14 protein-coding genes are annotated in these 15,223 nt (G+C 57.7%); 1 reads left to right on the top strand and 13 read right to left on the bottom strand.

From position 1 onward, the window contains the following. Nucleotides 1-34 precede the first annotated feature (34 nt). Nucleotides 35-526 (bottom strand): acetolactate synthase small subunit, encoded by a 492-nt coding sequence (ilvN, locus tag M8006_RS06875; protein WP_250080719.1) that lies wholly within the window; start codon nt 524-526, stop codon nt 35-37. Next, entirely contained in the window at nt 526-2,250 is a 1,725-nt protein-coding gene (locus M8006_RS06870) for an acetolactate synthase 3 large subunit (RefSeq protein WP_250080718.1), read from the bottom strand. Before M8006_RS06870 ends, ilvN begins: the two co-directional genes overlap by 1 nt. Nucleotides 2,251-2,739: 489 nt before the next feature. Here M8006_RS06870 and M8006_RS06865 point away from each other — a divergent pair, with 489 nt between their 5' ends. Further along, the gene (locus tag M8006_RS06865) at nt 2,740-3,936 is read left to right on the top strand and encodes an E22 family MetX-like putative esterase (RefSeq protein WP_250080717.1); all 1,197 of its coding nucleotides are present in this window, start codon (nt 2,740-2,742) and stop codon (nt 3,934-3,936) included. 99 nt (nt 3,937-4,035) lie between these two features. On the opposite strand, the gene M8006_RS06860 is transcribed toward M8006_RS06865, so the two are convergent. The 11 genes from M8006_RS06860 to M8006_RS06810 all read right to left on the bottom strand — a co-directional run bounded on the left by M8006_RS06860 (nt 4,036) and on the right by M8006_RS06810 (nt 15,146). Then, a complete protein-coding gene (locus M8006_RS06860) occupies nt 4,036-4,689 on the bottom strand; it encodes a DsbA family oxidoreductase (RefSeq protein WP_250080716.1) in 654 nt (217 codons plus the stop codon). A 34-nt stretch (nt 4,690-4,723) separates the two neighbouring features. After that, entirely contained in the window at nt 4,724-5,344 is a 621-nt protein-coding gene (locus tag M8006_RS06855) for an MBL fold metallo-hydrolase (protein ID WP_250080715.1), read from the bottom strand. Between the two features lie 43 nt (nt 5,345-5,387). Further along, entirely contained in the window at nt 5,388-5,834 is a 447-nt protein-coding gene (locus M8006_RS06850) for a GNAT family N-acetyltransferase (RefSeq protein ID WP_250080714.1), read from the bottom strand. A gap of 4 nt (nt 5,835-5,838) precedes the next feature. Continuing rightward, nucleotides 5,839-7,092 carry a Shedu immune nuclease family protein gene (locus M8006_RS06845; protein WP_250080713.1) on the bottom strand — a complete coding sequence of 418 codons (1,254 nt, stop codon included), beginning with the start codon at nt 7,090-7,092 and terminating at the stop codon, nt 5,839-5,841. A gap of 115 nt (nt 7,093-7,207) precedes the next feature. Continuing rightward, complete coding sequence (locus M8006_RS06840; RefSeq protein WP_250080712.1) at nt 7,208-7,675, bottom strand: hypothetical protein; 468 nt, start codon at nt 7,673-7,675, stop codon at nt 7,208-7,210. A gap of 79 nt (nt 7,676-7,754) precedes the next feature. Continuing rightward, complete coding sequence (locus tag M8006_RS06835) at nt 7,755-8,018, bottom strand: hypothetical protein (RefSeq protein ID WP_250080711.1); 264 nt, start codon at nt 8,016-8,018, stop codon at nt 7,755-7,757. A gap of 128 nt (nt 8,019-8,146) precedes the next feature. Further along, nucleotides 8,147-8,506: a BrnT family toxin gene (locus tag M8006_RS06830; RefSeq protein ID WP_250080710.1), complete on the bottom strand. Its 360-nt coding sequence runs from the start codon at nt 8,504-8,506 to the stop codon at nt 8,147-8,149. Between the two features lie 193 nt (nt 8,507-8,699). Then, complete coding sequence (locus M8006_RS06825) at nt 8,700-9,581, bottom strand: DUF7281 domain-containing protein (protein WP_250080709.1); 882 nt, start codon at nt 9,579-9,581, stop codon at nt 8,700-8,702. A 2-nt stretch (nt 9,582-9,583) separates the two neighbouring features. Then, nucleotides 9,584-10,828, bottom strand: coding sequence for a DUF445 domain-containing protein (locus tag M8006_RS06820; protein ID WP_250080708.1), 1,245 nt, complete (start codon nt 10,826-10,828; stop codon nt 9,584-9,586). After that, entirely contained in the window at nt 10,825-11,466 is a 642-nt protein-coding gene (locus M8006_RS06815; RefSeq protein ID WP_250080707.1) for a condensin complex protein MksE, read from the bottom strand. The genes M8006_RS06820 and M8006_RS06815 overlap by 4 nt, the downstream gene beginning before the upstream one ends. Next, on the bottom strand, nt 11,463-15,146 hold the full coding sequence (locus M8006_RS06810) for an ATP-binding protein (RefSeq protein ID WP_250080706.1): 3,684 nt from the start codon (nt 15,144-15,146) through the stop codon (nt 11,463-11,465). Before M8006_RS06810 ends, M8006_RS06815 begins: the two co-directional genes overlap by 4 nt. Nucleotides 15,147-15,223 lie beyond the last annotated feature (77 nt).

Below are 15,223 nucleotides of genomic sequence, written 5' to 3'. Positions count from 1 at the left end.
AGCGCTAAAGCACGCTAACTCGGCCACATACGCGTTACAGCGAGAGCACCTTATCGCCGCGGGCAATGCCCGATACGCCAGTACGCGCCACTTCAAGAATGCCCAGCGGCGACATCGCGTTGAGAAACGCATCCAGCTTCGTCGCGTCACCGGTAATCTGCACGGTGTAGAGGCTCGGCGTGACGTCAACGACCTGCGCCCGGAAGATATCCGCCGTGCGCTTGACCTCGTCACGCGCGGCCCCCAACGCTTTCACCTTCACCAGCATCAGCTCGCGCTCGATGTGGTTACCTTCGGTGAGATCCACCAGCTTGACCACGTCAATCAGCTTATTGAGGTGCTTGGTAATCTGCTCAATCACGCGGTCGTCGCCTACCGTGGTGACGGTCAAGCGCGACAGCGACGGGTCTTCCGTGGGCGCGACGTTTAGCGTTTCGATGTTGAAGTTACGCTGCGAAAACAGACCGACCACACGCGACAGAGCACCCGGTTCGTTTTCCATCAGAATCGAGATGATATGACGCATTAGGTACGCTCCGTTTTAGACAGCAGCATGTCACGCATGGCGCCTAACGGCACCTGCATTGGGTAGACGTGCTCAAAAGGGTCAACCTTCACATCGAGGAACACAAGCTCGTGCTTATCGGCGAAGGCCCGCTCCAGTGCCGGCTCCAGCTCGTCAATGGTGTTCACGGTAATGGCGGTAAAACCGTACGCTTCGATCAGCATATGAAAGTCGGGCAACGACTCCATATACGAGTGAGCGTGGCGGGATTTGTAGTTCAAATCCTGCCATTGGCGCACCATGCCAAGCGAGGCGTTATTGAGATTGACGATTTTCACCCCCACACCGTACTGCTTACAGGTGGAGAGTTCTTGCATCATCATCTGAAAACTGCCCTCGCCGGTGACGCACACCACGTCTTCATCGGGGAAGTTCTGTTTGATCCCCATCGCCGCCGGAAAGCCAAACCCCATCGTGCCAAGCCCGCCGGAGGTAATCAGGCGGTTGGGTTTGTCGAACTTGTAGTACTGCGCCGCAAACATCTGGTGCTGGCCCACGTCGGTGGTGACATATGCCTCGCCACGCGTCACACGGCATAAGGCTTCGACCACTTCCTGCGGCTTTAACACCTCACCCGGTTTGGAAGGCTCGTAGAGTTTGCCTTCGCGATCAGCGCGCCACGTATCGATCTGCTGCCACCAGTCGGTAAGCGCCTCGGGGCTAGCGACCGATTTTCCCTGCACCAAGCTGATCATTTCGTTAATCACGCTGGAGGACGGGCCGACAATCGGCACATCGGCCCGTACCGTCTTGGAAATCGAACTGGGATCGACATCGACGTGAATGATCTTGGCCGTGGGGCAAAACTTCGAGGTGTTATTGGTCACGCGGTCGTCAAAGCGCGCGCCGATGGCAATGATCAAATCCGCATGGTGCATGGCCATGTTGGACTCATAAGAGCCGTGCATCCCGAGCCAGCCCAAGCATTGCTTGTCGCTTTGCGGATAGGCGCCAATGCCCATCAGCGTGGTGGTAATCGGGAAGCCAAGCTGCTTGACCAAGTCGGTCAGCCCTTCGCTTGCCTTGCCAGTGACCACCCCGCCGCCGGTGTAAAACACCGGACGTTTAGCTTTGAGCATCAACTCCACGGCTTTCTTGATCTGCCCGGCATGCCCACGCGTGACCGGATTGTACGAACGCATCTTGACCTTTTTGGGGTAGACGTACTCGTAACGCTCGGTGGGGGCGGTCATATCTTTGGGAATATCAACCACAACCGGGCCGGGGCGGCCAGTCGCCGCGAGGTAGAATGCCTTTTTCAGCACCTCAGGAATTTCAGACGGGTGGCGAATCGCAAAGCTATGCTTCACGATCGGGCGGGTCACGCCCACGATGTCGGTCTCTTGGAAAGCATCATCGCCAATCAGGTGGCTCATGACCTGGCCGCACAGCACCACTAACGGAATCGAATCCATATAGGCGGTGGCAATGCCGGTGACCGCATTGGTCGCGCCGGGGCCGGAAGTCACCAGCACACAGCCGGGCTTGCCCGAGGCACGAGCAAAACCATCAGCCGCATGGGTAGCGGCCTGCTCATGACGCACCAAAATGTGCTTCACTTTGTCTTGGCGGAACAGCGCATCGTAAATATGCAGCGCGGCACCACCGGGATAACCATAAATGTACTCAACGCCCTCATCTTGCAAGAAGCGGGCGATCATATCTGCGCCGGAAAGCAGTTCCACAGTATTTCTCCCCTGGAGGTCTCGAGTGCCATACACAGGCCGGATGCCTGCTTTCTTCGAGTGCGGCGGTATGCCGCTGCCGGTTACGCCGGCACCTGATGCCAAACCCTGGCATTAGACCCGGTTAGGGCCTGCACTCTCTCACGGCAGATCGCCGCGTCGGGGCGTTGGCCAGGTCGGGCGGTTAGCCCAAGCCCGGAAGTCCTTCGGCGGGTAGAGGCATTCGCCTACCCTTCACGCGGGGATTGGGGATTGCCCGTTGGTTCCGCGCCCGCAAATCAGGAAGTAACAAGATTCCATTAGCGCCCTCGGCATGTCAACCTCTCGCCGCCCTTACGTGACGAAATGACAGCCAAACCCATCAAAATGCGGCCTCCTGCGACCCCAAGATCGCTAATGCCAAGCCAAATTCGTTCAAAAGGCACTCACTTTGGCTACGCTGAAGGGTGGCGATAACAAACACAACCCTCCCTCATTCAAGGAAACGCTATGACGCTTACGCAACGGACCTCTTTACTCACGGTTTCGACATTCGCCGGACTCACGCTATTGGCCTCCTCATCGCTAATGGCCTGGGACGGCGTGGTCGAGAAACAGACCTTCGAGATGGAGAACTTCACCACGCAAAGTGGCGAAACCATTCCCGAAGTAGCCGTGGGCTGGGAGGCCTACGGTGAATTAAACGACGCCCGCGATAACGCTATTCTGATTACCCATTTTTTCTCCGGCACCAGCAACGCCGCAGGCCGCTATGAGACCGATGGCGAGCCAACCGGCTACTGGGACGCCATCATTGGCCCCGGCAAACCGCTGGATACCGATGAGTACTACATCATTGCCTCCGATACGCTGGTCAACCTCAACGCCCACGACTCGAATGTCACCACCACCGGGCCTGCCTCGATCAACCCGGACACCGGCGAACCCTGGGGCATGGACTTCCCTGTGGTGACGATTCGTGACTTCGTCGAAGTGCAGCGCGAGCTGTTGGAAAGCCAAGGCATTGAATCGCTGCATGCGGTCATGGGCGCCTCGATGGGCGCGCTACAGGCCTTTGAATGGGCCAGCGCCTACCCAGACCGGGTCGAGCGCCTGATTCCCGTGATCGGCGGCGGGGTGGCCGACCCCTGGCTGTTGGCAACGCTGAGCGCCTGGGCCGCGCCGATTCGCCTGGATGCCAACTGGAACGAAGGCGACTACTACGGCGGCGAGCCGCCCACCGACGGGCTCAAAGAAGCGCTCAAACTGGTCACGCTCAATGCCAACCACTGGGCGTGGGCCAACGACATCTTTAACCGCGACTGGGCCGACGAAGACCGCGACCCGGCCCAGGATATCGACGCCCGCTACGCGATAGAGCAAACGCTGGACGACATTGCCGCCGCACGCGCTGAAACCTCCGATGCCAACCATCTGCTGTATCTGGTACGAGCCAACCAAGCCTTTATGACCGGCCACGGCGACTCGTTAGAAGAAGGGCTTGCCGCCATCGACGCGCCCACGCTGATGCTTTACAGCGAGAGCGACCTCGTCTTCGCCCCGGAAGGTGTGCGCCACACCGCCGAGCTGATCGAGGAAGGCGGCAGCGAAGTCACGCTTGAAACCCTGGAAGGCGATCGCGGCCACCTGAATGGCGTACTCTTCATCGACCAGGCCAGCGATACGCTGCGGGCGTTTTTGGAGTAATTGATTGAGCGCTGGCTTTGCGTCTTGAAGCCAGCGCTTAAGACGTTGCGATATGAACCAGCCTTATTGGTAGCAACTCAGGCCGGAGCCTCTGAAACATTAGCGGTTCGCGTTTTCCTCGGCCACCTGACGAAGCGCATCGACAAGCACGTCGGCGGGCTGGGCACCAGAAATCAGGTAGCGCCCTTTGAGAATGAAACCTGGAACCGCGCTTACTCCTGCTTCCATGAATCGCTGCTCTGCCGCTCGAACGTCGTCCGCGTATTGATCGGACCGGGCGATAGCCTCGGCAGCGTCCCCGTCAAGCCCAGCCTCTATGGCCTTCTCTCGCAGAACAGTGGGATCTGAAGGGTTTTTCGCCTCACCAAAGTAGGCATCAAACAGTGCCAACTGCAGGGGCGTCTCTAGGTTCTGCGTTGCGGCCCACGTAAGCACGCGGTGGGCCGCGAAGGTATTGTTCGCCCGACGCTCAAGGGCGCCGCGGAAATTTAGCCCCAACGCTTCGGCCTGGGCCATAATCTCGCGCTGGGTCTGCTCCATGCTAGCGGCGTCCTTGCCGTACTTGCGGCACAAGTGCTCTAGGATCGGCTCGCCCTCGGGCGGCATATCCGGGTTGAGTTCGAAGGGCTGCCAGTAGAGCTCAACGTCGATCCCGCCATCAAGGGTTTCTAACGCTTGCTCCAAGCGCCGATAGCCGATCGCGCACCACGGGCATGCGACATCGGACACCAGGTCAATTCTCAACGTCTGCATGATTCATCTCCTCATCGGCTTCGGTCATCAGGGCTTAAACAGCGCCAAGTACTGGCTTGTATTTGAAGATCAAGAAGCCACGGCTTTTTAACCGTTCCCCTGCGAACTCAATATCAATCCCTTGCTTCAACTGCCCCCACAACGGCCCTCTCGGAATCCCCTTTTGCGCCAACTTATCGACGTCTAGAGCAGCGTCCACCTTTCTTTCCGTAAACTCATAGGCGTAGGACGGCGAGCGGTGTGAAAGCCTGTAGGTGGCAACCGCGATGTTCTCAAACTCAACGCTTGGCAAGTCATCAGAGGCGACAAACTCCAAGGTGAAGGATAACGATAGCTGGGTGGCCTCATAGGTGGCATCCAGCCATGCCTTGATGCCTGCGGGCGCCACAATGGTCAGTGGCGCTGTCCGGCCATTCATTGCCGCACTCGCCAGTAGGCCCGGAAAGCCATAGCAGTGGTCGCCGTGCACATGGGTAATCAGGATAGCTTTCAATGAATTAAGCGACAGTTTCGTGTGCAAAACCTGATGCTGAGTGCCCTCACCACAATCGATCAGGTACCAGCCCTTCCCCTTACTCTCGCGCAACGCGACCCCGGAGACGTTTCTGCTTTTGGTGGGTACACCGGCTGAGGTGCCGAGGAAGAGTAAATTCATAGTTTGCTCGTGGTCTCTCTTGCAACCTCATTAGCCGCTGTACTCATGAACAATAAGTCATCTGTGGATTCTGACTCGACGATAAAAAAGCCAAGGCTTGAATACAAAGAACGAGCGGCATGATGTCTCGATAGACGCGCAGCGTCACCGTCGACGCACCTGTTGATTGTCTCGCCTGTGCTATCAGCTTTTCGCAAAGCAAGCGGCCGGTGCCCTTTCCTCTTGCCTCTGGCGAAATAATAATCCTGCCGATATGCACGGCGCCCTGCTTTCCAGGCCAGAACTGACCAAAACCAACGCAGCGGTTATCGCTATCGGATAAACAATAGCTTGAGCCTCCCTGAATGGCGAGCAGCTCAGGCAAATCGGTTGCAGCAAAGGGAAACGGCACTGATGGCCCCGCCCAGCGGGAGCAGGCCTTCTTATCACTGATCCAAGCCGCAATAGCCTCATAATCGGCTTTTTCTGGTGTTCGCAGAGTTGTTTGCATATGTCTAACGCCAGCCATCACCCGACGCGGAAGGAGCGGCGGCGACTGTAGCGGTCGGGTGCATGGCTTTGTTATGTGTTTCTGCCCACTGAGCTATTGTAAACTCAAGCCTTTGTATCAGATCATCATACGTAATGATATCTATAACGTTTTTGTATTTTCTTTTAATGACTTCAAAGTCTTGCTTCTGGACAGCAGTCATTCCTTTGTTGCGACCCATGATAATTATTCCGCTTGGATTGGTAATCCGGATCTGAAAATCATCTGCCATATCATCTTTGTAGTATTTCGTTAATTTTTCTTCACCTTTCCGCCCCCACTTGTTCAAGTAAAATATATACTTCTCAATCTGCATCACAGTCCCAGAAAGCTCTCTTAAAGGAATATGGTTATCTCTATAGGTTCGCTCAGTAATAATACACTTATCAAATGGTTTTTTTATTTCTATGATATCCGCACTTCCACTTGAATCAATTAACAAATAGTCGATATTTCTATTGGCATTGTTGTATACATCTCTTACAGGTGCCTCTTTGAAAACGTATATATATTTTGGATAAAGCAGAAGGATAATCTGCAGCAACTCTTCTTGCCATTGAGCTTCTGAATATGAAATCTCATCATCAAGCATGGATTTCAACTTCTCTAGCAAGATGGAATATTTTAATAGCTCAAGCTCAGAAAAATTAATCTTTAGGTTCGCACCTTTTTTGCTTATCTTTTTATTTAGATATTGTTGGTATTGTTCTTCGTAGTCTTCCTTTTCATCCAAGTATGACGATAAAATACTACTGATGCGAGCCGACGCATACCTGTTTAATTCATATGTATTGGGAAATTTTTTTAGCAAGTCTCTAAACACTGATTCTGGAATTGCATTTTCATTATCGCCACCCACATATATTGACCGCGAAACCATTCGATCAATTTTTGGGAAAATTGATATGTTGCGTTCTGCTATAAACAGCTTCCTTTCCAGACTAACGCCTTCATGAATATAAAGATCGTGATCAAGTGACAAGACATTCTTTGGAAAGCAATAGTATTCTCCAATCCTGCTAGCTACCTCAAATTCAATAGGTGCATCCTCATTATCTTTTTCCTGCGAGGAAATCAGTTCATTGCGGGTGAATGAGAAAGCCTTAATTATCGTTACCTGTCCGCTATCATCCAACTCGCGATACACCCACGCAGGCCCTGGATACTCGCTTGAGTAGGAAAAAATAATCTTGTTGTTTATCTCTCTGAACTCAATCATCTCAATTAGCCATCCTTAGACATATAACGCCGCCAACACACACGGCTTTGTAGTGGAGGCGAAGCCGCAACGCAAAAGCTGTCGCCGTGCTTGGCCTAGTTAGCTGTTCCGTCACTTATTCTAGTGGTTTCAAACGTAATAGAGACTCAATTTTGGCTACGCGCTTATTAATGACTTCTATATTTTCGTTAGCCTTGTCGCTTTTCTCATGTACATAGGTAGAAAATCCGCGAAGCTGAACAGCTGCTGCTCCTACATCTCTTGTATTTGGTAGGGCACCAAAGTACAAATGCCGAACGATGGTGAACCCAGGAACCGCGTGCAACTTAGCTATCAGATCGCAGGAGCTTTTCATCAGTGCTTGACGAGCGGCTTCCGAGATCTCCTCAGAACGACCAATGGGTGTGTGAATCGTAGGTGCGTGAAACGCAAGATTGAACCGTACTTCGCCAGCGGCCTTTCTCAACTCATGCAGAGGCTCGATAAAAAACTTCGAGAGCAGTTGACCAATGACATATACGGTTATACCCGCCAAACCACCCCATACAATTCTTTCAACGTCTGTCGTGAGCGTACCTGTCATGTTAACCAGCTAACGTGCTGGGTGAAGCAAAGCGTAACCCAGTCACGTTGAGCGCCGTGTTAGATGTGTACGAGTAGAATTAGCGCACACTACTGAGCTTGGTATTTCCATGCGCAACGGATCCATCTTTGTGAAGTACATCACAAGTGTAGCCGGGATAGTTCTGCTGGAACCGTCCCTTCCATGAAACGACCGTCATGTTCCCCGGGGCTTTTCGTTGATAGCCGTAGCCGGGCAAGCCTTGCGCGTCGAGGTTGGCCGGATTACCGAATCCATCGAAGATTTCAATTTGAAACCCCTCAAGGTCTTCGATTTGCTTCTTTCTCGTTGCGAGTTTCGTCATGACTTCCTCCGCTCGTTATCAGGTTTTCCTGAAATGCATCTACATCTAACGCCTGCAGCATGCGCGTCCTTGGAATGGAGCCGAAGGCGCAATGTAAAGGGCGTCGCGGTGCCTGCACTGGTTAGAGCTCATGACTCACGGTATCCCGTCAATTGCTCGAATCGAAGCCGCTCACTCTCGTGGGCCCGGCGAAAAGAGATAATCCGTACAGTTTCATCAGAACGCATTGTTGTGACCATGAGAACCACTATCCCATCGTCATCAACACTCATATGCATGTGCCGCACTTCTCCATTTTCGTGAAAGGGATCACTTACTGCGTAATGCACTTTGCCACCTAGTGGAAGCATGATCCGCTCGAGTAGATAAACGGCGCTTTCAAGGGAGTATCCATGCTTTGCCCGATTGGCAGTTTCTTTGGTCGGATCGTAATCGATCTTTGTTCGGCCAAATACGACCCTAAAATCCTGATCAGCCATCCCTTCCATTTAACCTCCCTGGGCTCTAACAGTGAATCAACGCTACGCCCCGCTACAAAACCTCAATAAACGCGACGGCGCATTGATCGAGGCTTTGCAGCCACTTCATTTGACTCTACCCCATTGATTCCCTTGAGAGCAAAGCCAATTTCGGCGGCATAGCCAGAATTCGCGTGCCTGTGCGTTTTGCCGGTTTCAATCATCACGCCAGCGCCACCCTCTCCAGTTGTTTGCCCAACCACTGCTGCCTTAGCCCGCGCTGCTGGTCGAGTAGTAGCGTTAGATACGGCTGTAGCGGATGTGCGATGGGTAATTGGTCGCGGTGGTGCTCAATCCGACGGCGGTGGTCGAGTTGTTTGGCGGGGTCGTGGAGTGTAGTGGCCTGCTCGGTGAGCCATGCTAGCGGCGGGAGTAGAAGGTGCGTGGCGCCGCTGGAAAGCGCGATGCTGACGCCTTTTATATCGAAGTCGCCTGCATAGAGGTGCGGCTTTTGGGTCGCGTTCCAGGCGCTGGCAAGTTGCTTGAAGCCGCCGCCGTAGTGGCTGTCGCCGCGGTAGACCACCAGCGGCTGTTTGTAGTCGTTTAGCGCGGGGATTTGCGGTGAAAAGGCGTAAAAGCTGTCCAGGTTTTCGACCTGGATAAGCACGTCGCACGCTTCCAGGTTTATATCTCGCCAGTCGACATCGTGCATTGAGCGCAGCTGGGCCGACAGCCAAGCGGGTGGGCTGGCGGGTGTGTTCACCAACACCCGCTGGGCGCGCGGGCCTTCGCGGTTGGTTTTATCTTCATCGATGCCCTGCTCCGCTTGCGCCGCACTGGTCAAGCCGCTTTGCCATTGCTCAATGGTGGTCAGTCGTTGGCTTTCGAGCGCAGCGTTCACCTGCTCGATAAGGGCGCGATCAAAGCGCAGCGATTGATGGCTAATTCTGAGGCCAAGCTCAATATGCTGCGCATCACACCAGCGAATGAAGGCCGCCACCCACTGTTGGCTGCGCTTCTTGTCGACCCACGTCTGCTTACGCAGTTGGCGATCCACGTCGCTTAATTTGCTGTAGACCTTAGCGGTTAGCGTCTGGTCATCCATCGTTACACCGCCAGGCCTAACGAAACGTCGCGGATTAGCTTCACATCGTTGTAGGCGCTCGCCCGTTCTTCCTGCTGATGAAGATGAAACGCGCGCTGCTCGCTATGCGGTAGGCCCTGGTGCTCGGCGATGACCTGGAACAGCCAGATTTCGGCAGGCCACTCCAGCTCGCTTTGGTTGAGGTAGTCCAGAGCGCTGATGGGGTCGTGCTCGGCGCGGTCCACCACGTTGAGGTAGAAGGTTTCGACGTCATCCTTGAGGGCCTGCTGGCGGGCGGCGATGAGCGTGTCTTCAACGTGTTCCGCCGGGCGTGCCGCGGTGGCCGACTGGGCGGCACGTAACGGCGTGGGCACATTTTGCAGCAGCGCGCTGATGGTGGGCACGTCTTGGGCGCGGTCCAGCGCCACGGCCCCGGCGGCGGTGAGGGGTGCTGCGTGGTTGAACAGCGCCGGTACCTCGCTGCGGCGGGCGTAGTTGCCGGGGGTGAAGCCGGGGTGCTCGCGCAGGAAGGCGGCCATGCCGGAGACCAGGCGGCTGCGTGCCTGCATGCGGCGAAAACGCGCCATCAACTCGATCAGGCGGTGCTGCACTTCGCGCAGGCTGGTGTAGTGCTGGCTGAGCTGTTGCTGCAGTTGGCTGATCAACACCTTGCGCAGGGTGCCGTCGCTGCCCACCAGCTCAATCAGCTCGTCAAAGTCGATCAGCGCCAGCCCATCGAGCAGGCGGACCACCTGCTTTTGCGCGCGGTCGTTTTCACGCACCTTGTCGTTGAGCTGGCTGACAAAACCAAAGTCACTGTTGAGCCGCTGCCACAGGCTGTCGATGGCGTCGGCGAAGCGGCCGTTCATGTCATCCACCGCCTGGCGCAGGCGCAACAGTTGCTGCTCCTGCTGCCAGTAGTCGCCGCGGCTGCTAGAATCGCGATAGCTCTCGATCAGGCTGCGGATCAGCTCCAGCGCTTCGGCTACATCGGCGTTGACGTGGCGCCGGGCTTCATCGGCCACCATTTCGGCGATCAGCTCGCGCACCTTAGGGGTCAGCTTGAGGCCGCCCTGCTCGTCGGGCCGCCAGACAATCCGCGCGCTTAGCAGCTTGCGCAGCGCGGTGTGGCTCAGCCCCTCAAGGGGGACTTGATCGTTGGCGTAGCCCTGCATCAGCGCGTCAGCGTGGCGGCCCAGCAGGGCCAGACGTTCCACCCCGGTGGTGACCAGGCGGCTTTCCAGCCCTGGCGTTTCCGCGTCGTTCACAGCAGCGCCTCCTGGGTGTCCTCGCCTTCGTCGTCCACCGGCAGGTGCTCTTCATCGCGAATAAAGCGCACCAGTTCGAGCAGGTAGTCGACCTTGCCGGTGACCAGGAACACCTGGCGGTCCGAGTGGGGCTGCAGCAGGTAGCCGTGCTCTCTCAACCGCTTGAACACCTGCTTGACCTGGGCGTCCAGCTGGTCGCTTTGGGAGCCAAAAAAGCTGTCGGTGGCCAGGCGCTCAATGCGTTCGCGCAGGCTGGGGTTATCTTCGCTTTTGGCCTGTAGCTCGCCAGGCTTAAGCACATCGCCGGGGGATAGCACGCTGTCGCGGCCCAGGGCTTCCTGCACCAGCTGTAGCCATTCCAGCAGCGGCAGCAGGCTGTTGACGGTGTCGCCCAGTTGGCGGGCGAGCTGGTCCCGCGCGCTGTCATCCAGCTGACGCCAGGCAAGAAAATAGACGCCTTCATCCTGGCTGCTGGCCACGCGGCGATTGAGCGGGCGCAGGTAGTCATCGATGGCTTCGCGCGTGGCGTCATCCTGCAGGCGCTTGAAGGCGCTTTCGTCGCTCACCGCGCAGATAAACTCGCCCGCCAGCAGCCGTTCCAGCAGCGGGCCATGGGGTAGAAGACTCATATCGCTCATACCGGCGCCTCCTCATGGCGGGCTTTGAGCCGTTCGGCCAGGCGGCTTTGGCGGGGCTCGATGCGTTTTAGCCGTCGTTTGGCGGGGTCGTCGGCATCGCGGTCGATCAGGTAGCGATTATGGAACAGCAGCAGCACGTCGGATTCCGGGTTGGGGAAAGCGCCGACAATATGAATCTGGTTGCTGTCGCAGGCGTCAAACAGCTTTTCGACGTTGTGGTAGGCCAGCGTGCCGATCTCATCGATGGGCCAGTGAATGGCGATCGCCGCCCGGCCGCGCAGCAGGCGGGTAAAGGCGAGCAGGAACTTGCACAGAATCAGGTACGCCATGCCGTGGCTGGACGATTCGAGCAGTTGGCGGTCGTTCTTGATGATCAGGTCGGTGCCGCCTTCATTCAAGTGCAGCTCTAGACGCAGCAGGCTTTCGAAGCTGTACTGCTGATCGCTGCGCAGCAAATCGACCACGTCCGCCAGGGCGTTCAGGTAGTCGTCGCTGGGCAGGGTCTGTTCGGAGTCGCGCCACGCCTTGTAGCGCTGGGCGAACAGCTTGAGCGGCTCCCAGAAGCCGAGTTCGTCGATGGTCGACTGGATGCGCACCTCGGCCTTGCTGATGCCATCCAGGCGCAGGTCGTCGGCCACTTCATCGGAGAGGCGCTTGCTCTGGGCGCTGATGCGGCGGTTGAGGTCGCGAAATACGGTGAAGAACTTATCCAGGTCGTCGCTGAGGTTGCGCCCCTGCTGAATCAGCTGTTGCTGCTGGTCTTCCAGCAACTTGAGCATGCCGCCGAGCAGCGGCAGCAGCGCCCTCGGGTCGTCGGGGTCGGCCAGCTGGGCGCGCTCGCTTTCCAGCGCGTCGACAAAGCTGGTACTGGCGCCCTTGATCAGTTGGCTCTCCGCCTCCTGGCAGCCCTTGCGCAGCGTGTCGCGTTCCTGGGCTCGGCGCGAGAGCGCCTGGCGTGTACGCGCCAGCCGCTCGGCGACATCGCCGGGGGCCTCCTGCTGGGGCGTGGCATCCGAGGTCAACGTGAGTTCATCGAGCTGCTTGAGCAGCGGCTTCAGGTCGTTGAGCACCTCGTGGCTTTCCCGGCGTTTAGTTTCAAACGCCGCGACGTGTTGCTGATGAGCCGCCTTGGTGGCTTTGAAAGCCTGCTGATGCTCCTCGCGTTGTCGCTGGGCGGCGTCTATCTCACGGCTTAAACGCCCTTCCTGCTCGACCAGCTCCGGTTTGCGCTGGCCCCAGCTCACCCGCATAAAGCGCTTGTAGGCATCCAGCTCGTCCTGGCGGCCAGCGGTGTGGCGGATGTGTTCGTCCAATTGCTGCAGCCGGGTGCGGGTATCCCTGAGTTTTTCCGGGTCGACGCCCTGGGCTTTCAGTTCCTGATCGAACGCCTGCTCCAGCTCTTCGCACTGGCGCTTGTGCTCGGCCTTCTGCTCGGTGAGCTGGGTCTTGTACTGCTGAATCTGCCGGTCAATGGACTCCAACTGGCTTTGCGCGTCCGCTTTGAGCTCCAGCAGCTCTGCCTGATGGGCGGCGTTTAGCTTGTCCAGCGCAGTCTGGCGTTCGTCGCGCAGGGCTTGCTGCTGCGCTTCCTGCTCCGCCAGGGCGGCTTCGTGGTCGGCCTTGCGCTGGCGTTGCGCCTGGGCATGGCGCGCCTGGCACTGGCGGCGGGCCTCCTGGGCGTATTCGACTTCTTCATCGGCGCGCTTCACCGCCAGTTGGGCCTGGCTTAGCGCTTCATCGGCGGCCTGGACGCGCTCGTTATGCCGTTTGAGCTGCTTTTCACTGTTGCCTAGCTCGGCCTCGGCGCGCACCACGGCGTCGTCCGCCGCTTCAATGGCGGCCAGCAGGCTGGCTTCATCCTGGGCGTAGTCCGGCGGCTCGATCAGTTGAGTATCCAGCACCAGGCCGTACAAGTCGTCGCTTGGCTGCTCCGTCAAGGTCGGCGAAAGGTCCCGCCGCTCCAGCAGCTCGGGGGCGATCACCTTGCCCAGCCGCTGCTCCCATTCAGGCAGGTGGTAGCGCAGGAAATGCCGCAGCGACCCTTGAGCGGGGTCGCGCTGGCGGTGCAGCGCCTGGCTGGTTTGCTGGGCGCGGGTGAGCGTTCGGCGCGCATCCGCGTGGGCCTGCTCGGCGCTATCGCGTTCACGTTTGAGGCTATCCAGCTCGCGGCGTTGGCTTTCCCGCTGGCTGCTGGCGGCGTTGTAGTCGCTTTGCGCCTGGTCGATCCGCGCCTGAACCAGCGCGGCTTCTTCGCTTTCCTCCGCCGTGGGGCCGCTGTGGCTAAGCGCGGCTTTCAGCGCCGCCAGCCGCTCAACTCCTTGGTTGAGGCGTTCCTGAAAGTCGGCTTCTGCCTCTTCACGCTGGGTCTGGTAGCGGGCGTCCAGGTGGCGCTGGGCCTCCCAATGGGCTTCCTGATGCGCGGCTTTTTCTTCGTTGAGGGCATCGACCAGCCCCTGGATCTCTTCGCTTTGGCGGGCCAGCGCTTCGCCCAGCTCGCGCAGCCGTTCTTCCTTGCGGGCCTGGCTGGCCTGGACGGCCTCTTGCAGGGCGGTCAGGTGGCTTTTTAGCTGCTCGAACTGCTCGCGTTTTTGGGCCAGCGCGTTAAGGTCGCGCTCAAGGGCGGGCATGTCCGCCGCCTCATAGGCTTCATACTGTTCCTGCAGGTCGCTCAGATCGCGCTGGGTTTGTTTGAGGCCGCTTTCGAGCTCGCTAAGCTGTTCATTCAACTGATCACGGGCCGCCTCGTAGGCGTTTTTCTCGGCGTCGAAGGCCTCTTGGCGCGTGTTCATATCGGCTTCGGCATCGGCCAGGGTGCGCTCGATATGGTGACGGTCGGCTTCCAACTGCGGTTTCAGCTGCCACAGCGCGGCCTCCACATCCGCCAGCTCGCGGTCGACGTCATGCAGCTTGGCAAGCGAGCGTTGCAGCGGCTCCAGGCGCATCGACTGGCGCATCTGGTCAATCCACTCGCGCGCCTTGGCACTGCGGATGCGGGTCACCGGCAGCTCGACGCCGTCCTCTTCAAAGATCGCCGCCAGCATGGTTTTGAGGGTGTCCATCTTGCCCTCTTTGGCGTGCACCGCGGAGACCAGCTTTTCGATATGACGGATACGGTGCTCGGGCTTGACCAGGCTGAACTGCGCGGCCAACTGGCGCAGCTTGAGGGCATCCTTGCGATTGCCGTGGGGCATAATGCCGGGCGTGGGGGTAAAGTCGTTCTGGATCACGGCGCGGTATTCAGAGGTGGCCGTGAGCTTGGGCGAGACGTTGATGTTCTCCCGGCGCAGGCCGTTGGCCCACTGGGCGTACTCCAGCGCCACGGCGCCCCTTTCGCCCTCGACCAGATAATCCTCTGGCCGATACGGGGCGGCGACAAAGCGATACTCCACCCCACCTTCCGATTTGCGGGTCAGTACCACCTGGCAGATATTGCCCGCTTCGCGGCGGTATTCGTAAACCAGGTAACTGTTGCGGTGAGGCAGGTAAAACGCATCAAACTTCATGCGCGTTTTGGGGACGACTTTATTGGGCAGCTCGCCGTAAAACACTGGCACCAGCCGCTGAAGCGTGGTTTTACCCGAGGCGTTGGTGCCGCAAATATTGGTGTGGCCATCCACACTCAATTCGACCACGCCTTCCAGGTGGCCGTGAATCATCACGATGCGTAGCAGGTGGGCCATGCCGTGTCCTTTCGATGACGATTTCAAGGGCGATCCGGATCGTTTGCTGATCGCTGAAAGTGGCTATAGTGCCAGAC

This window comes from Halomonas llamarensis (assembly GCF_023555005.1).
Taxonomy (GTDB): Bacteria; Pseudomonadota; Gammaproteobacteria; order Pseudomonadales; family Halomonadaceae; genus Vreelandella; species Vreelandella llamarensis.
The sequence above is the reverse complement of the archived record's forward strand: the minus strand, read 5'-3'. Positions and strand labels throughout refer to the sequence as shown.